Annotated in this window: 16 protein-coding genes; 6 read left to right on the top strand and 10 right to left on the bottom strand. The window is 46.9% G+C overall.

What is annotated here, in order from left to right:
* Positions 1 to 80: 80 nt before the first annotated feature.
* From rsmA to tyrS, 6 genes are all read right to left on the bottom strand, one after another.
* Positions 81 to 965: a 16S rRNA (adenine(1518)-N(6)/adenine(1519)-N(6))-dimethyltransferase RsmA gene (gene rsmA, locus AWM72_RS02755; RefSeq protein ID WP_067972796.1), complete on the bottom strand. Its 885-nt coding sequence runs from the start codon at positions 963 to 965 to the stop codon at positions 81 to 83.
* On the bottom strand, positions 962 to 1,546 hold the full coding sequence (gene rnmV / locus AWM72_RS02760) for a ribonuclease M5 (RefSeq protein ID WP_067972800.1): 585 nt from the start codon (positions 1,544 to 1,546) through the stop codon (positions 962 to 964). The genes rsmA and rnmV overlap by 4 nt, the downstream gene beginning before the upstream one ends.
* A complete protein-coding gene (locus AWM72_RS02765) occupies positions 1,539 to 2,348 on the bottom strand; it encodes a TatD family hydrolase (protein WP_067972803.1) in 810 nt (269 codons plus the stop codon). Before AWM72_RS02765 ends, rnmV begins: the two co-directional genes overlap by 8 nt.
* A gap of 119 nt (positions 2,349 to 2,467) precedes the next feature.
* Complete coding sequence (metG, locus tag AWM72_RS02770; protein WP_067972805.1) at positions 2,468 to 4,471, bottom strand: methionine--tRNA ligase; 2,004 nt, start codon at positions 4,469 to 4,471, stop codon at positions 2,468 to 2,470.
* Positions 4,472 to 4,701: 230 nt separating this feature from the next.
* On the bottom strand, positions 4,702 to 5,241 hold the full coding sequence (locus AWM72_RS02775; RefSeq protein WP_067972810.1) for a C40 family peptidase: 540 nt from the start codon (positions 5,239 to 5,241) through the stop codon (positions 4,702 to 4,704).
* Between the two features lie 170 nt (positions 5,242 to 5,411).
* A complete protein-coding gene (gene tyrS, locus AWM72_RS02780) occupies positions 5,412 to 6,674 on the bottom strand; it encodes a tyrosine--tRNA ligase (RefSeq protein WP_067972812.1) in 1,263 nt (420 codons plus the stop codon).
* Positions 6,675 to 7,097: 423 nt separating this feature from the next.
* Between tyrS and AWM72_RS02785 the strand changes: the two genes are divergently transcribed.
* Positions 7,098 to 8,264 (top strand): pyridoxal phosphate-dependent aminotransferase, encoded by a 1,167-nt coding sequence (locus tag AWM72_RS02785; protein WP_067972816.1) that lies wholly within the window; start codon positions 7,098 to 7,100, stop codon positions 8,262 to 8,264.
* Between the two features lie 228 nt (positions 8,265 to 8,492).
* On the top strand, positions 8,493 to 9,833 hold the full coding sequence (gene glnA, locus AWM72_RS02790) for a type I glutamate--ammonia ligase (RefSeq protein ID WP_067972819.1): 1,341 nt from the start codon (positions 8,493 to 8,495) through the stop codon (positions 9,831 to 9,833).
* A 92-nt stretch (positions 9,834 to 9,925) separates the two neighbouring features.
* Here glnA and AWM72_RS02795 read toward each other — a convergent pair whose 3' ends face one another.
* Positions 9,926 to 10,537, bottom strand: a complete 612-nt coding sequence (locus AWM72_RS02795; RefSeq protein WP_067972822.1) for a cyclodeaminase/cyclohydrolase family protein — start codon at positions 10,535 to 10,537, stop codon at positions 9,926 to 9,928.
* Positions 10,538 to 10,802: 265 nt separating this feature from the next.
* Between AWM72_RS02795 and AWM72_RS02800 the strand changes: the two genes are divergently transcribed.
* Positions 10,803 to 12,146 (top strand): glutamine synthetase family protein, encoded by a 1,344-nt coding sequence (locus AWM72_RS02800; RefSeq protein ID WP_305781704.1) that lies wholly within the window; start codon positions 10,803 to 10,805, stop codon positions 12,144 to 12,146.
* An 89-nt stretch (positions 12,147 to 12,235) separates the two neighbouring features.
* Here AWM72_RS02800 and AWM72_RS02805 read toward each other — a convergent pair whose 3' ends face one another.
* The 3 genes from AWM72_RS02805 to AWM72_RS02815 all read right to left on the bottom strand — a co-directional run bounded on the left by AWM72_RS02805 (position 12,236) and on the right by AWM72_RS02815 (position 14,726).
* Positions 12,236 to 12,952, bottom strand: coding sequence for a DUF975 family protein (locus AWM72_RS02805; protein ID WP_067972828.1), 717 nt, complete (start codon positions 12,950 to 12,952; stop codon positions 12,236 to 12,238).
* A gap of 85 nt (positions 12,953 to 13,037) precedes the next feature.
* A complete protein-coding gene (locus AWM72_RS02810; protein ID WP_067972831.1) occupies positions 13,038 to 13,733 on the bottom strand; it encodes a zinc metallopeptidase in 696 nt (231 codons plus the stop codon).
* Between the two features lie 63 nt (positions 13,734 to 13,796).
* Positions 13,797 to 14,726 (bottom strand): alpha/beta hydrolase family protein, encoded by a 930-nt coding sequence (locus AWM72_RS02815; protein ID WP_067972833.1) that lies wholly within the window; start codon positions 14,724 to 14,726, stop codon positions 13,797 to 13,799.
* A gap of 195 nt (positions 14,727 to 14,921) precedes the next feature.
* On the opposite strand from AWM72_RS02815, the gene AWM72_RS02820 reads away from it, so the two are divergent.
* The 3 genes from AWM72_RS02820 to gcvT all read left to right on the top strand — a co-directional run bounded on the left by AWM72_RS02820 (position 14,922) and on the right by gcvT (position 18,182).
* Positions 14,922 to 15,539: a YkyA family protein gene (locus AWM72_RS02820; RefSeq protein ID WP_067972836.1), complete on the top strand. Its 618-nt coding sequence runs from the start codon at positions 14,922 to 14,924 to the stop codon at positions 15,537 to 15,539.
* A complete protein-coding gene (locus tag AWM72_RS02825; protein ID WP_083505574.1) occupies positions 15,529 to 16,821 on the top strand; it encodes a putative glycoside hydrolase in 1,293 nt (430 codons plus the stop codon). The genes AWM72_RS02820 and AWM72_RS02825 overlap by 11 nt, the downstream gene beginning before the upstream one ends.
* A gap of 248 nt (positions 16,822 to 17,069) precedes the next feature.
* Positions 17,070 to 18,182 carry a glycine cleavage system aminomethyltransferase GcvT gene (gcvT, locus tag AWM72_RS02830; RefSeq protein WP_067972839.1) on the top strand — a complete coding sequence of 371 codons (1,113 nt, stop codon included), beginning with the start codon at positions 17,070 to 17,072 and terminating at the stop codon, positions 18,180 to 18,182.
* Positions 18,183 to 18,218 lie beyond the last annotated feature (36 nt).

Here is an 18,218-nt window from a genome sequence, read left to right on the forward strand (position 1 = left end):
AATTTTTTCGCATTTCTCTATCTTCTATCTCTTTATTATAACGAATGCTCGGTCCTTTAAGTCTAAAAGATTTGTAAAAATTAAGAACATCCCGCTTCATTCAAAGCATCACTCAAGCGAGCAAACTCTTCAATACTCAGAGTCTCAGCCCGGCGCTTGGGATCAATTTCAGCCTGTGCCAAGGCTTCCTCTACCCGGCCCAAGACTTGAGGATCCTTGCCAAAGAATTGACGAAGATTATTCCACAAGGTCTTACGCCGCTGCTTGAAGCTGGCCCGCACCAGGCGGAAGAAGAAGTCTTCATCTTGGACAGAGACCTTGGCTTGAGGACGGCGCTTCAGGTAGAGAATGGCCGAGTCCACATTCGGACGCGGTTTAAAGACCGTACGGGGCACTGTGAAGGCAATCTCAGCCTCGCAGTAATAATCGATAGCGATCGTTAAGGACCCGTAAGCCTTGGAATGCGGGGCAGCGGTCAATCGTTCCGCTACTTCTTTTTGCATCATAAGGACAAATCCGTCAAAACGCAGGCCGGATTCTAAGAGCTTAAAGATAATTGGCGTCGTGATGTAGTAAGGCAGGTTGGCCACTACTAGCAAGCGGTCATCTGCTGAGAAATACTGACTGACCGTCTCTGCAATATCCACTTCCAAGATATCAGCGTGAAGGACATGGATATTGTCATAGTCGCTCAGCTCATTAGCCAAAACCGGCAGCAAGCGTTGGTCCAATTCGAAGGCCAGAACTTCTTTGCCTTCCTGGGCCAGGACCTCTGTTAAAGCCCCGATACCGGGACCGATCTCGATCACATTCGTTGCTTTGTCAATTTCTCCTGTGGCTACCATATCCGCTAAGACTTGGGGCTCCATTAGGAAGTTTTGCCCCAGGCTCTTCTTGGCTTCCAAGTGGTAGCGTTTGAGTATTTCATTAGTACGCGAAGGTGTTGCGATTAATTTCTTTTTCATAGGTCCTCCTCAGCTTGGTCCGCTTCATAGTCGGCCATGACTTCTTTGACACGTTCAATGGGAATCTGGAACATCTGCAAGCGTTTGGCTAATTGTTTACCATTGCTGTGGCCGATATAGAGTTGTTCGGCCAGATAGTCCCGGCGCTGCTGGGCGTCCTTCCCTCCTAACAGACCCAGGTCAAGGAGGGCTGAGCGGTCAACCGCCTGGACGCCTGCGTCTTGGTCCACCACCGTGTAAACCCGGTCTAGGGCCTGGCGGATGGCTGCTTCAGAAGCATGCTCAACCCCCAGGCTGGCCCGAAGCGATGACGACCGAGCATCTTCTCTTGAAATAAAGGCATGTTGGACGCCCGGCACAGCCGTCTGAATGGCCTGACGGATTTTCGTTCCCGAAATATCCGGGTCTGTAAAGACAATAACCCCCTTGACCGCTTGAGCCTGGCGGATCTGATCGAGGATGGTCTCATTGAGGGCCGAGCCTCCTGTCTCAATCGTATAGACATCAAAAATTTCTTGGAGCCGCCGCGTATCATCGCGGCCCTCGACCACGATCACTTCTTTTATCTTGTCCTTAGCCATCTGCTTGCCCTTTCTTCTGGAAAGTTTGGCCATCATAAGTCCGATTAAAGAAGCGGCAAGCATTGTCAAAGGTCAACTGAGCAAAGTCTTCATAAGACATATCTAATTCATCAGCTAGCCGGTTGCAGACATAGCGCACCAAGTGACTGCCATTCTTTTGCCCGCGCTTAGGTTCAGGCGTTAGATAGGGCGAATCCGTTTCAATTAGGATGCGCTCTTTAGGGCAGAGGCGCACCGCTTCTCGCACTTCTTTCGACTTCTTGAAGGTCGAAACGCCACTGAAAGAAAGGTACATGCCTAGGTCTAGGTAAGCCTGAGCCAGGTCTGGGCCATCTCCAAAGTTATGGATGACCCCACCAATTTCACCAATCTTTTCTTCTTTAAGAATTTGGTAAGTGGCTTCCTGGGCATCGCGCGAATGGATAACTACTGGCAGTTCATATTCACGGGCTATGGCTAATTGCTGGCGGAGGACACGCTCTTGGACCTTTCGAGGGCTCTTGTCCCAATGAAAGTCCAGGCCAATTTCGCCCACACCGACTGCCTTGGGATGGGTCAACTGTTGGCGCAGGAGGGCTTCCTCCTCTGGGCCAAAGTCAATCGCATCCACAGGGTGCCAGCCAAAGACTGCCAATAGGTCATCGTTTTGGACCAGCATCTCATTCGCCCGGTCAATACTTTCCCTGTCCGAGCCAATCAAGGTCATCCCCTTGACACCTGCCGCTCTAGCCTTAGCTAAGGCCTGGTCGCGGTCCTCATCAAATTCACTCGCATTCAAGTGGGTATGCGAATCAAATAGCATCTCTTTTCCTTCTTTCTCTCAAGCTTACAAAAATACGCCTTTCCCGTCCAAGTAATAAATAAAGGTTGGAGACCAAAGCCCAACCTTTATTTTTTCTCAATCATTACGCAGCCTGGGAACTAGCCAATTAAACTGCCATTTGGGATATGATCAGACACAAAAACAAGGGACAAGTCGCCATCGTGTTCGGCCGAAAGAATCATACCTTGCGAAATCTCACCGCGCATCTTACGAGCCTTCAAGTTAGCCACAATGATGACTTTTTTACCGACTAAGGCTTGGGGATCAGGATAGAATTCCCGGATACCCGATAGGATTTGCCGGTGGCCTTCATCGCCAGCATCCAGACGGAACTTGAGTAACTTATCGGCCCCTTCAACAAAGTCGCAAGCAATGACTTCAGCTACCTTTAATTCCACCCGGTCAAACTGGTCAAATTTAATGGCCTTATCCTTGGCTGACGTCAAGGTCACTTCTTCAGGATCCCAATCCTCTTCTTCATCTGAACCGGTCGTCGACATTTGCGACTGGATATAAGCCACTTCTTCATCTTTATCCAAGCGTGGGAAGATAGGTTCACCCTTAGCCACAACGCGGGCGGTTTCAGGATAGCCACCAATTTCTAGCGCATCATACTGGTGGTTTTCCTCAGAGATACCTAATTGGTCAAAGATCTTAGCAGGCGTCCGTGTCATCACTGGTTGAATCAGGATCGCGATCATCCGCAGGGTATCCACCAAGTGGTACATCACCGATTGGAGCTCATCTGCCTTAGCTTCTTCTTTAGCGAGGAGCCATGGCATGGTTTCATCAATGTACTTATTGGTACGGGAGATGATTTCCCAGACATTATCTAAAGCAACGCTAAATTTCAAATGGTCCATATTGTCGTGGTAGCTGGCGATCCCCTTCTTGATGGTTTCTTCAAGGGCTTCATCGTAAACCGTCACGTGGCCTGGATAAGAACCGACTTGGCCATCCAAGTATTTATTAACCATAGAAATTGTCCGGTTCAAAAGATTACCTAAGTCATTGGCTAAGTCATAATTAATCCGATTGATGAAGTTTTCTGGTGTGAAGACCCCATCTGAGCCAAAATGAACTTCGCGCATGAGGTAATAGCGCAGGGCATCGAGGCCATAGCGGTCTACTAACATATCGGGATAAACCACATTACCCTTGGACTTAGACATCTTCCCGTCTTGCATCAAGAGCCAGCCGTGGCCGAAGACCTTCTTAGGCAGTGGCAGGTCCAAAGCCATCAACATAATTGGCCAATAAATCGTGTGGAAACGAACAATTTCCTTACCTACGATATGGATGTCAGCAGGCCAATACTTCTGGAAGTTGCCATCATCATCTGTCCCATAACCCAGAGCTGTAATGTAGTTGGCTAGCGCATCGATCCAAACATAGACCACGTGCTTAGGATTGGAAGGGACTTCAATCCCCCAGTCAAAGGAGGTCCGTGTCACCGCCAAGTCTTCTAGACCTGGTTTGATGAAGTTATTAATCATTTCATTCTTCCGTGACTCCGGTTGGATGAAGTCTGGGTGGTCTTCATAGTATTGGAGTAGACGGTCCGCATACTTGCTCATCTTGAAGAAGTAAGATTCTTCCTTAACCAATTCGACTTCATGGCCTGAAGGAGCCTTACCGCCGATTACCTTGCCTTCATCATCGCGATAAACTTCAGCCAATTGCGTTTCGGTAAAGTACTCTTCGTCAGAAACCGAATACCAACCTTCATATTCACCTAGGTAGATATCGCCTTGTTCAAGTAAGCGCTCGAAGATTTTTTGGATGGCTTTTTCATGGTAGTCATCTGTTGTACGGATAAACTTATCATTAGAAATATCCAGACGCTTCCATAAATCTTGCATACCTTGGGCCATCCGGTCCACATAGGCTTGGGGACTAATCCCTTCTTCTTCCGCCTTTTGTTGGATCTTTAAGCCGTGCTCATCAGACCCTGTCAGGAAGAAAACGTCAAATCCCATCAAACGCTTATAACGGGCCAGTGTATCCGCCACGATGGTTGAATAGGAATTGCCGATATGTAATTTCCCACTTGGATAGTAGATGGGAGTTGTTAAATAAAATGTTTTCTTTTCTTCAGCCACGAATGAGTGCCTCCTAATTTAATTGATTTTCCTTAATAGTATAGCATAGATAAGCCCTGACTTTAAAGTAAGTGACTGGATAAATGATCGCCCCTGTTCGACCTGGACAAACACCGAAGAAACATAAAAACCGGGCCTGAGTGAACCCGAATCCAAAGTAAACGATAATTTGAAAGGCGGATGCAGAAAAAGGCTAGGGAAAATCCCTAACCTCTAAATCATACCAATAGCTATAGGTTAATCACAAAGGAAGGACGGAAGTGGTCCACATGGCCGTAAGTCACCGTCTGACCGGGCTGAGGGGCATGGATATAAGTCCCATCCCCCAAAGCAATCGCTACATGGTAAGCCCCACCGGCTCCCTCCCAAAAATAAAGGCCACCAGGTCTTGCCGCTTCAACTGCTTCGTGCGGGCCAATTAATTCCTGGGCATAAGTCGTCCGGCCAATCTGGAGACCGTTCTCCAAGTAAACCTGGTGGACCAAGCCAGAACAATCAAAGCCTGCCGGTGTCGCCCCTCCCCAAACATAGGGCACGCCTAAATAGGCCTCAGCTGAAGCAATAATTTCCGCGCCGAGCTCGGAAGTCGGTAAGTCTCGGCTCAGATCATTCTCCCAATTGATCGGATCCCCTAGCTGGCAACAAGGTCGAGGACAGGGTTCAAAATCCTGGCCCACTGCCTTTGCCGGAAGCTGCCCCGCATGAACGGTCTGGCTTTGGTAGAAAAAGATCGTTAACGCAACAAAAACAACACTAATTATTTTCTTCATGGATGAAATCCTCACTTCTTAAGTATTCCACCCTGAACCATATTCAGTTTAACACAAGCATATTAAATTCCTGTAAAAGTCTTGTAAAGAATATTTTGCCTATAATTAAAAGTCCCCAGTCATAAGCGTGGTGTCATGACTGGGAACTTTTCTCCTAGATATTTGAATGACTAGTCGGCCAATGTAATCAAGAAATATTTCTTCTTGCCCCGGCGCACGACAATATAACGACCTTCAATGGCATCGGCTTCAGAAATTTCATAATCCAAATCTTGAACCCGTTCACCGTTAATATAAATTGCGCCATTTTGGATATCTTCGCGGGATTGGCGGCGAGACTTCTCAACCTCCGCATCCACCAACCAAACGGCTAGGTTAGCAGCTTCCTTAGGCATGGTTTTACCTGGCATCTTGCCAAAGCCCTGCTCGATTTGTTGGGCAGTCAGCTGTTTGATATCGCCTTTGAATAAGGCGTCCGTAATGGCTAAAGCATCTTGCAAGCCTTCTTCGCCATGGACGAAGCGGGTCATTTCCTCTGCTAAGGCCTTCTGAGCTTCACGCTTTTCAGGTTCATTAGCAACTTTTTCAGCATAGTCTGCGATCTCTTCTTGAGTCAAGAAAGTGAAGTATTTGAGGTATTTAATGACGTCGGCATCTTGTTGGTTGACCCAGAATTGGTAGAATTCATATGGCGAGGTTTTCTCAGGATCTAACCAAACAGCCCCACCAGCAGTCTTACCGAATTTGGTGCCGTCAGCTTTCAGCATTAAAGGAATGGTTAGTCCAAAGGCTTGGGCTTCCGGTCCTTCCACCTTGCGGATGTAGTCCAAGCCTGAGGTAATATTCCCCCATTGGTCGGCCCCACCAATTTGCAGGCGAACGTCCTCTTCTTGGTAGAGATGGAGGAAGTCCATGGATTGAAGAATTTGGTAGGCAAATTCAGTAAAGGAAATCCCAACTTCTAGGCGAGAAGCAACGATATCCTTAGCCAACATGGTATTGACATTGAAGCGCTTGCCGGCCGTCCGCAAGAAGTCAAGTAAGCTAATGTCCTTGGTCCAGTCATAGTTATTGACCATGCGGAAATCAGCATCTGGGTCCTTGAGGAAGAGCTTCTTCATCTGTTCGCTCAACTTACGCGCATTTTCATTTACTTTGTCAAGAGATTGGAGCTGACGTTCTTCAGACTTACCTGAAGGATCCCCAATTGTCCCGGTCGCCCCACCAATCAAGATCACTGGTCGATGCCCAGCCAGTTGGAAACGTTTCAGCATAATAAAAGGAATTAAGTGGCCAATATGCAAGGAGTCCCCCGTTGGATCGACCCCACAATAGAGACTGATCTTATGGTTTTCAACATAATCTCTTAAGCCCTCTTCATCCGTCTGCTGGTTAATAGCTCCCCGCCATTCCAATTCATCAATAATATTCATGATAAACCTCCTTAAGTTGATTCATATGCAGGCAATATTCATCGATTAGCCCCGCCTAAGACCCTAAAGTAACAAAAAAGCCCCTAAGCCTCACTCCTTGTGAAGCCTAGGGACGACCTTGCCGTGTTACCACCCAGTTTGCTAGAACACTAGCCACTCGACATGCGTTAAAGGGCATGAACCTAATATCTTAGACTGAGGAACCGTAATTCACACTTGACAACGGGCTAATTTTCACCAACCACTAGCTCTCTACTATCGCGTCTGTCAAGGCTACTGCAATTCGATATTTTATCTATGTGGGCCTAGTATAAGCGACCAAGTCGGAAAAGTCAAACCAAATAAAAATATTTTAGCTCCTGCTTTAAAAGCCTTTGTCAAAAGCCGGACCCTGTAGTAAGCTTGAAGAAAAAGGAGGATTCCATGGACCTATCATATCTTGCACAAAATTACCCCGCATCAACGATTCGGAAGCTAGCTCGCTATGCTCAACAATTCCCAGATGTTGACTATTTCACCATGGGCGAGCCAGACTTCCCTCCCCCCCACTTGGTTAAAGAAACCGCTAAGAAACAAATTGACGCCAACCGGACCTACTACGGCCCCAATATCGGCGAGCCCGGCCTCCAGGAAGCTATCGCTAGCTATTATAACCATCACTACCACAGCCACTACCAGGCCGAGCAAGTTGTGGTCTCCTTTGGTGCAACAGAGGCCTGCCTACTGACCATCATGGCGACTCTCAATCCCGGAGATGAAGTCATTATCTTCACTCCCCACTACCCCAATTACCTGGGCCAAGTGGAAGCTATGCGGGCTAAGACGGTCCTCGTTCCCTTAGAAGCCCGTTACCACTTCCAGCCTCAAATCGAAGCCTTGGAAGCGGCGATCACCGAGCGGACAAAACTTATTATTGTAAACACCCCGAATAATCCCTTGGGCACAGTCATCGATGCAGACAAGGTTCAAGCCATCAGTCAAGTCGCCCTCGACCACGACCTCTTCATCCTAGCTGATGAAGTTTACCACACCCTTACCTATCCTCAAGCCGCCCATAGCAGTTTCGCCAACCCTGACTTGCCCAACGCAGACCAAACCATCGTCGTCGATAGTTTCTCCAAGTCTTTCTCCATGACGGGCTACCGCTGCGGTTTTGCCCTCTGCCCCGATCCCGCAATGGCCCAGGTAATGGCTGAATTCAAGGAAGGCATCGGCTTTGCTGTTCCTCAATTTATCCAAGACGCTTGTCAGGCCGCCCTCGAGGAAGGCCAAGCCGTCACTGAAGACATGCGCCAGGCCTATGATCAGAGACGCCAGTATCTGATCCCCCAGCTCAACCAAATCAAGGGCATCCATTGCGCCGACACCCAGGGCGCCTTCTATGCCTTTGCTGACGTCTCTGAATTTCCTTTCACATCCTGGGAATTCGTCACCCAGCTCATTGCCGAAGAGGGCTTGGCCGTCATTCCTGGTTCAAGTTTTGGATCAGCCGGAGAGGGTTTTATCCGCATCTCCTTCGCTGCCAGCCAGACTAAATTAGAAAAACTTCTAACCGGTCTTCGATCCTTTTCCAAACGGCATATGAGTTAGATTTATTGACATAGGTTTCAAATATTATCGTCATTTTGGATTAAAATGACGATTTTTCTTTGCTTATTTTTGCTCTTTTTGAATGGAAGCTTAATCAAAAGGCAATGTAAGCGCTATTATGTAAGTTATATAATATGACACCTTGCGTGAAGATTTTTTTGTTTTTATCTTTGCCTTAAGTCATAATGAAAACATCAAATGACTCGGAATTAGAAAGAGGAACCACACATGGCTAATCAAATAACCGCTGAATTCATTCGCCAAGAGGTTGTCGATAAAGATGTCCACTTCTTACGCCTAGCCTTCTCTGATGTCAACGGCATCCTAAAAAACGTTGAGGTCCCTATCAGTCAGCTCGATAAGGTGCTCGACAATAAAATGATGTTCGATGGCTCTTCTATTGAAGGTTTTGTCCGCATTGAAGAGTCCGATATGTACCTGGTCCCTGATCTCGATACCTGGATGATTTTTCCTTGGACTGCGGACGAAGGCAAGCGCATTGCCATCTTAATTTGTGATATTTTCTTACCTAATGGCGACCCCTTCCCTGGAGATCCCCGCGGTAACTTGAAACGCATGGTAGCCAAGATGAATGCTAAAGGCTTTACCGCCTTCAACCTTGGACCCGAAGCTGAATTCTTCCTTTTCAAGCGCGACGAGAACGGCCAGCCAACAACTCAAGTTAACGACCATGGGGGCTACTTCGACTTAGCCCCCGTCGACCTGGGAGAAAACTGCCGACGCGACATCGTCTTAACCCTTGAAAAGTTAGGCTTTGAAGTGGAAGCCTCCCACCATGAATGTGCGATCGGCCAACATGAGATCGACTTCAAATATGATGACGTGGTAACCGCCTGTGACCGCATCCAAATGTTCAAACTGATCGTTAAGAGTATCGCCCGCAAGCACAATCTCCACGCCACCTTCATGCCTAAACCCGTTGCCAATATCGCAGGCTCTGGCATGCACTGCAACATGTCCCTCTTCACCGCAGAAGGCAATGCCTTCTATGAAGCTGATAGTCCGACTGGTCTTTCAACGACTGCCTATCAATTCATGGCCGGCATTCTCAAACACGCCAAGGCCCTTACCGCCATCGGTAATCCCCTGGTTAACTCTTACAAGCGTCTCGTACCCGGCTATGAAGCGCCTGTCTATATCGCTTGGTCAGCCCAAAACCGCTCACCTCTCATTCGGATCCCCTCTGCCCGTGGGAACTCGACCCGGATTGAGCTGCGGTCAGTAGACCCCTCTGCTAATCCTTATCTTATTATGGCGGCCTTGATTGGCGCTGGCCTGGAAGGCATTGAAAAAGAACTCCAACCAGCTAAGGCGACCGACCGCAACATCTACAGCATGACAGAAAATGAACTGCGCCAAGCGGGTATTGAACAATTACCAAATTCACTCGACCATGCTCTAGATGAATTTGAACAAGATAGTAAAATCCAAGAAGCGCTTGGTCACCATATTACAGAAAACTTCATCTCTAGCAAGCGTTTGGAATGTAATGAGTACGCCTTACAGATCTCCCAGTGGGAACTCGACCATTATTTTAGAAGCTATTAACAAGTAGCATTAAGAAAGCTCCGAATGAGTCTGATGACTCATTCGGAGCTTTTCTTTTGATTTGCTAACAGGTTAGGCGACTCATCTCAATTCTAGCTACGACGGTTATCGACAGCAGCTAATACAGCAGTTTTAACCTCTTCCGACCCTCGGAGCGCTTGATCTGCCCGGTCCTGGTAGGCCTGGGCTTTTTCTTCATCCTTAATCAGCTTGACATTCTCAAGAACATTGTATTTGGCACACTGCAAGGCTGTATAGAGGTGCTGGACCCCAACCTCGACGTCAGCTAGGACTGATTTCCGACCAATTTCCGCAATTTCCTCAAGCAAGCGCATGGCTTTGAGGCTAGTTTCCATCACTTGCAAAGGAACTTCAGTTGCTCCCAGCAGCGCCTCTTGGATGGCAGCTGTCCGCCTTGCTTTCTCCTCTTCTGTCTCCCGGGGCAAGGCATATTGGGCAAACATCTTACCAGAAACTTCAGCGTCTTTTTGGCTCAAGTCCTTCAACTGGTCAATGTAGGCATGGCCTTGACTTAAGATTTGATCTATCCGGTCAAGATCCGCATCTTTTACCTTTTCTTTTGTAATTTCGAGGACCATACACCCCAAAGCGGTTCCTAAAGCCCCCGTCAAGGGAATGACAGAGCCTCCTCCAGGCGCAGACTTGGATGAAGCCACATCAGCAATATAAGTATTTAAATCCATAAAAACGAACCCCTTTCTTATAATCAACTTACACTCATTTTACCATAAAAGCGCTTTCTTACAACTCTAATTATTTGTTACTTTATATTACATTTAATGCATTTAAGTTTGCCAAAAAAGATTTATAAATTAAAAGTTATTTTAGTACTCCTCGCATGTAATATTTCCTAACAAAATATGTAAATTATCCATTGCATTCTTTTCTCTTATCTTTCATAATGAGTTTATTGTTAGTGGTAAAAAGGAACAAACAAGAGATAGGAGTATTTTTATGGCAAAGATTACAGCTGACCAAATTCGTGAAGAAGCCGAAGCAAAAGATGTGCACTTCCTCCGCCTCGCCTTCTCCGATGTCAACGGCGTCTTAAAAAACGTTGAAGTCCCAATCAGCCAGTTAGAGAAGGTCTTGAGTAACAAGATGATGTTCGATGGGTCTTCCATTGAGGGTTTTGTCCGTATCGAGGAGTCCGACATGTACCTGATTCCTGACCTGGATACCTGGATGATCTTTCCTTGGACCACCGAATCGGGTAAGCACATCGGCATCTTAATCTGTGACATCTTCCTCCCCGATGGCAGCCCCTTCCCCGGTGATCCACGCGGCAACTTAAAACGCATGGTAGCTAAGATGAACGCTAAGGGCTTTACCGACTTCAACCTGGGCCCAGAAGCTGAGTTTTTCCTCTTTAAGCGCGACGAAAACGGCCTACCGATTACCCAGGTCAACGACCATGGCGGCTACTTCGACCTAGCTCCCGTCGACCTTGGCGAGAATTGCCGGCGCGATATTGTTCTAACCCTTGAAGAAATGGGCTTTGAAGTAGAAGCCTCCCACCATGAAGGAGCGATCGGTCAACATGAAATCGACTTTATGTACGACAGCGTGGTAACAGCCTGTGACCGGATCCAAATGTTCAAACTAATCGTTAAGAGTATCGCTCGCAAACACAATATGCATGCAACTTTTATGCCTAAACCAGTTGCTAACATCGCGGGGTCAGGTATGCACTGCAACATGTCTCTTTTTAACGACCAGGGCAATGCCTTCTATGATGCCAACGATGAACTTGGTCTTTCAGAGACGGCCTACCAATTTATGGCCGGTATCCTCGACCACGCCAAAGCCATTACGGCGGTAGGCAACCCTATCGTTAACTCCTATAAACGCTTGGTTCCTGGCTATGAAGCGCCTGTCTACATCGCTTGGTCCCAGCAAAATCGCTCCCCCCTAGTCCGCATCCCATCCGCTCGTGGAAATTCTACCCGGATTGAATTACGGTCAGTTGACCCCTCAGCCAACCCTTACTTAATCATGGCCAGCTTAATTGGGGCAGGACTGGACGGAATTGACCGCGAACTCCAACCTGACGCTCCAACCGACCGCAACATCTACAGCATGACCGAGAGCGAACTAGCTGAAGCAGGTATCGAGCAACTACCGATGACCCTCGACTATGCCCTTGATGAACTGGAAATCGATGACGTGGTTAAGGCTTCACTTGGCCAGCACATTACCGATAATTTTATTTCTAGCAAACGCTTGGAATGTAACGAATATGCCATGCAAGTTTCGCAGTGGGAATTGGACCACTACTTCCAAGCCTATTAGAGCTCAGAAATTTTAAAACTCGTAAAAAGCCATCAACAAAAGGGACTGTTCCCCAGTGTTGATGGCTTTTCATTGTACTCTTTTAGTTTTTAAAAATCGTCCCAGTCCTCTTCGTGCACCCTGTTAGCTCTCGAGCGAAAGCTAGGGCCTGAATCTGGATCAGCTGCCTTAGCAAATTGCGCACGATCTGCTTGCCCCGTCCGCCCCTTAACTTCAACTAAAGTCAAATAGAATTGGCTCTGGGCCAAGCTGCGATAAGGCAGCACATAAACCGTCAGCAAACCCGCACAGAGAAGGTTAGCCACATCCCAGCCTAAAAAGCGCAAATTCAGGCATAGATAAGCCCACTTATGCCCTTGCATCAGCCGCTCACTTTCGCGAATGGCATCATTATAAGCGAGATCAGCCTGGTCCGTCAAAACAAAGGTCACCATACTGTAAGAAAGGGCCTTGTAAATCCCAGGCAAGACCAGTAAGCAAGACCAGAAAAAGATATACATATACTGTAAGAGTTTGGTCATCCCGTACCGCCAAAAATTCTGAATCAAGGGATTCAATAGGGTCTGCCCTAGCTTAATCTCCTCATCTCGCCAATCATTTAAAAAAATCTGCCGGTAGACGATGGAAGATGCTTGAACCAGCAAGTATAAGAAAAATGAAAAAATTAAGCCAAAGGGCCAAAAAATAGCAGGGGCTGAACTTAAAAAAGTTGTCAAGAGCATATAGGCGATGGTAATCATGACATAACGCGGCCAGTCCGCCTGCATAATCGCTTTAGCCTGGTCTTTAATATCAGCTGTTTCCACTCTAGAACCTCCTTTTTAACTTACTATAGCAAATTCACCCCCTGATGGCTTCCGCCTTAAGGCTTATTTCTAAGACTAAACATTCCTAATCATCGCGGCTGCCCCCGAATAAGAGAACCACCCGTAAGAGGGAGAGGGCACTGGCCAGGGTCGCAGCTACATAGGTATAAGCTGCGGCACGAAGGGTCTTCTTCACATAAGGCAACTCAGCTGACGACAGAATCTGCCCCTCCTCTAAGATAGTCAAAGCCCGGTTAGAGGCATTGAACTCAACAGGTAGGGTCACCAGGTGGAAGACCAAGGTCAAAGCAAAGAGCGCTATCCCTAATTTAATCAAAAAGCCATTCATCCCAAATAGGACACCTAACATCAGAATGGGAAAGGAAGCGCTCGAACCAAAATTAACCACTGGGACTAAGCGCTCCCTAAAACGCATGAAGCCATAATCCTTGGCGTCCTGGACAGCATGGCCACATTCATGGGCGGCAACCCCGATAGCCGTCACCGAGCTTTGATTATAGACCGGTTCTGACAAGCGAAGCACCTTGCCTCTCGGATCATAGTGGTCTGTCAGTTCTCCAGCCACCCCTTCGACTTGGACATCCTGGATCCCTGACTCTTGGAGAATATACTCTGCAACTTCACGTCCTGTAAAGCCCCGTTCATTCTGATACTTGCTGTACTTACGAAAAGTCCGATTCACATTAGCGCTGGCTAAAGCTGCAATCCCCATCCCAATCAGGACAAGAATAATCGTTCGGTCAAAAAATGGAAAAAACATCCGCAATCACTCCTTCATCAATCTCTCTACTAGTATAACGAATTTTGAGCCATATAACGACTCTTACAAACTCTCTTCTAGCAATTCCATGACTTCCTCCTGTTCAGGCATGGGATAAAGATAGAAATCGGCCGCCATCAAGTCAAAACGGTAGAACTGACTTGGCACAGCTTTAGCCCGCAAACGCTGGTAGGTCTTCAGACTGCTCGCTTGCTCACTATCCGCTGTGCCTACAATAAAACGCGTTGGTGCGACTTGGCTGAAATCGGTCTGGTCAAGGAGAAGACTCGCTGCTTGTGTTTCGAAGAGGGATTTGATTGCCTGGTTCTCTAGACTTTCTTCTGGGCTCTCACTGGGACCCGCTAGCCAAGGAGACAAGAGGACCTGACCTTGTAAGGAGCCCCTAAAGCGTGGAGCCAGAGCTAGCGAGAAAAGGGCACCAGAATCGCTGGCAAGAAAGTTAAAAGAGGGCAAGTCTTCGTTCACTAAGATTTCCTGGACGAGGTCCGCCAAGCGGTCTGCCTCTTCGTCCAATGTGCTTAGTGTCAGAGGCTGGATGACTGGAATATAGCAGGGCACTTGCAAGCGATCAACCAGCTGCTTTAAGAAATACCACTCCCGATCAGAAACAGCCTGGACCCGCTTTCCACCGTGCCAATAGATAAGGGCAGGGCCCTTTTGCCTAGCTGGACTAATCATTTCATAATAAGCCCCAGCCGACGTCTGCTTCAGGTCCATATTGTAACGCGCCGCTTGGTCTGAACTTAGCAGGCCAGCCCCTAAGGCCTTAGCCTCTCGGATGAGCTCTTCTTTAATTTGGTCGCCATCCTGCCAATAATCTTTAAGCTGGGCAAGCTTATGGCCATCATGCAGCAATTTACTGCGCACACTCCGCCCTTGACTCAGAGCATGGTAGGCATAACCGAGGCCCGCCAAAGCTGCGGCATAGGCCAGACGCCACAAACGTTTTTGATTGGCTGACTGTTTTCCCATAATTTTAACTCCTTTGCATATTTTGACTCAATTATAAGGATCTTTTCTATCACCTTCTACCGTCCTAAGACGGATTTTTGAGTATCGAACAGGAGAAAGCTAGCAGAATACACTTTTCACTTTTAAATGACTGGAATTTCTTATATACTTAATAACTGATATGCATTTTTATAAAATTTTAATGAGGTGAAGATTTTGAAGAAACGATTGAAATGGGTGCTAGCAGCTTCTAGCCTCTTCTTCTTAGGTGCTTGCTCCAACAGCCCAGAAGCAAGCGTTGAAAAACTGTACGATTCAGCAGGTGAAATGACTAGCTCGCTTAACCATCTCCAAGTAGGTGAAGACAAGTTGCAGGAAGCCTTCGACCATGATATTGCAGCTGATGAAAGTCTAAAAACACTAAGCCAGCGTGGAAGTGAGACTCAACAAAACCTAGCCTATCGGGAGAAAAACTATGAGCAATTGAAAGCAGCCTTCGATGATTTTAGCCAAAGCATGCAGGCCTTAGAAGAAGGCAAGAATTCATCTGATGAGGCGGCCTATGCCCATACCGATGTGGCCGAACCTGCCCAGACTGTCATTGACAACCTATCCGCCTATCTCGACAGCTACCGGCAGATGCTCGATAAGGAGACGGACTATTACCAGTCGCTAAAATCTGAAGACGCCAATTTTGAGACCTTCCAGGGCGGAATGAAGGAAATTAATCAATTCCACAGCCAGGCCCAAGACAAGCTAAGGGCTAGCGAAGATGCCTTAGAAGCCCTCAACCAATTAAGCGAACAAAGAAAGGAGGCCGACAATGGCAAATAGAGGCCCACAAAATAAGAAAAAACAAGTCAGAAAAAGCAAAAGCAGCACCTGGAAGATCATCACAGCTGGTCTTTTAGGACTGGTTGTCGTCGCCCTCTTAGGGATCTTTTTCTTCCGCAATGTCTTCTCCTCTGCTGGTAACACCGACTATCAGAAGGCAGATGTCAGCACAACTGATCTAGAAATTTATGACCAAAAGCTGATTGGACGTCCAGCTACCCTCCCCTCCCGTTTCTATGTGGATAGTGGCGTTGACATTGCCTATCCTAAAGAAGGGGTGAAAGGGATCTACCTGTCAGCAACTGGCATGGGGACGCCCCAGCTCCTCCAAGACAATATTAACTTAATCGACAATAGCGGTTTAAATTCCGTCGTTATTGATGTCAAATCAGACTGGGGCTCAATCACAACCCCTCTGGAATCCGATAATCCTTTGATTGGTAAATTCCTTGACCAAACCTTCGATGTCAAAGAAATGATGAAAATTTTTGAAGAGAAGCAAATCTATCCCATTGCTCGGATCACCACCTTCAAGGACACCTTTGCAGCTGAAGAACACCCTGAATGGAGTTTCAAACGATCTAACGGTGAGATTTGGAAGGACGCCAGCGGGCAAACCTTCCTGAACCCTTACAATAAGGAAACCTGGGACTACATTGTGGATGTCGCTCAGGCCGCAGCCAAGGCTGGCTTCAAGGACATCCAATTCGACTATGTTCGCTTCCCTGAAGGCTTTGAAACATTTGGCACCTCATTAGAATACGATATGGGGGACTATGCGGAATACGGCAAGGACAGTATTGAAGCCCGGCAAAAGGCCATCACAGACTTCCTAGCCTATGCTCATGACGCCCTCCAACCTTATGGCGTCAATGTATCAGCTGATATCTTTGGCTATGTAACAACCACTGGGAGTGCCCCAGGTATCGGTCAAAACTACCACGATATTGCCGAACAAGTCGATGCAATCTCGGCTATGATTTATCCCAGCCACTGGAACAATGGCGACTTCGGTCTAGCTGCTCCTGACTTAGAACCCTATAAGGTCGTAGACATCTATACCCAAGCAGAATTGGACCAATTGGAAGCTGTCCAAGATAAACCAATTGTCCGTCCATGGCTGCAAGCCTTTACCGCTTCCTACCTAGGTTCAGGCAATTATAAAGAATACGACGCTCAAGCTTACCAAGACCAAATCGACGCCCTTGCCAAACACGGGGTCAATGAATACCTCTTCTGGAATGCTGCTAACGAATATAATCCTAATGTCGATTATAAATAGGCAACTAAGAAATCGAAACAATGAAAATGCTCCAGTCAAACTTCTTTTCCAAGAATGACTGGAGTATTTTCATTTCTTTTTTCAAATAAATTTGAAAGGGAAAAGCTTGTAGGCTCAGTCTTTTCTCACATTTGCTATTAATTACTTTCTCATCTTTCAGGACAAAAAGCTTTGAAAGCGTTTTATTTTATGATAGTATTAGCTTGTAACTTTTAATTGGTTAATAAATTTAAGGAGGGAAACGTATAGTGAGCGTTAATTTAGAAGGACTTAAACATAGTCCACTCTTCGATTATTATGTGGAAAAAGGGTTAAACCTCACCGATTTTGGGGGTTGGGCTTTGCCTATCCAATTTACCTCCCAAATCGATGAACACCACGCTGTACGGAATAAGGTTGGCTTATTTGAAACCTCACACATGGGAGAAATCATCGTCAAGGGTGAAGAAGCAGAAAACTTCCTCAATTCCCTGATCACAAATGATATCAGCAAGTGTGCGGTAAACCAAGCCCAATATACAGCTGTGGTTAAGGAAGATGGGGGCACCCTAGACGACCTCATTAACTATCGTAAAGCTGAAGATGAATTCATGGTCACTCCTAACGGTGCCAACAAGGAAAAAATCCTAGCTTGGTTAAACGAACACAATGACGGTCAAGTTGAAATCACTGATATTTCTGATCAAGTCGGTTTGATTCCTATCCAAGGTCCAAAAGCGCAAGCTGTATTAGAAAAACTAACTGATACAGACCTCGATAGCATTAAACCTTTCCACTTCTTAGATGATCAAACAGTTGCTGGAATTGACCATGTCATGATTTCACGAACAGGTTATACAGGGGAAGACGGTTTTGAACTTTACCTCAAATGGGAAGACACAGCTGACCTCTGGAAGGCCTTACTTGAAGCCGGTGAAGAATATGGCATTCAAGAATGCGGCCTCGGTGCCCGGGATACCCTTCGCTTAGAAGGTGGCATGTGCTTGTATGGCCAAGACCTAACAGAAGATATCAACCCTCTTGAAGGTGGTATCGGCTTCGCTGTTAAAGTAGATAAAGAAGTTCCCTTCATCGGTCAAGACTACCTGAAAGCCCAAAAAGAAGGCGAACAAAAACGTCAATCACGCGGCTTCGAATTAACAGGTAAAGGGATTGCCCGTGAAGGCTACAAAGTATATAACAAAGACGGCGAAGAAATTGGCTTTGTGACATCTGGTACCAAGTCACCTACTTTCGGCAAGGCTATCGGCTATATGATTGTCGACAAAGGCGCCACTGAATTCGGAGACGAAGTACTCATCCAAGTGCGTAAGAAGCAAGTCCCTGCTCTTGTCTGCAAGAAAGACTGGTTACGTCGCTAATTAAAGCGTTTTATTGAGAAGATTAGAATTTTATTA

The organism is Aerococcus sanguinicola (assembly GCF_001543145.1).
Classification (GTDB): Bacteria; Bacillota; Bacilli; order Lactobacillales; family Aerococcaceae; genus Aerococcus; species Aerococcus sanguinicola.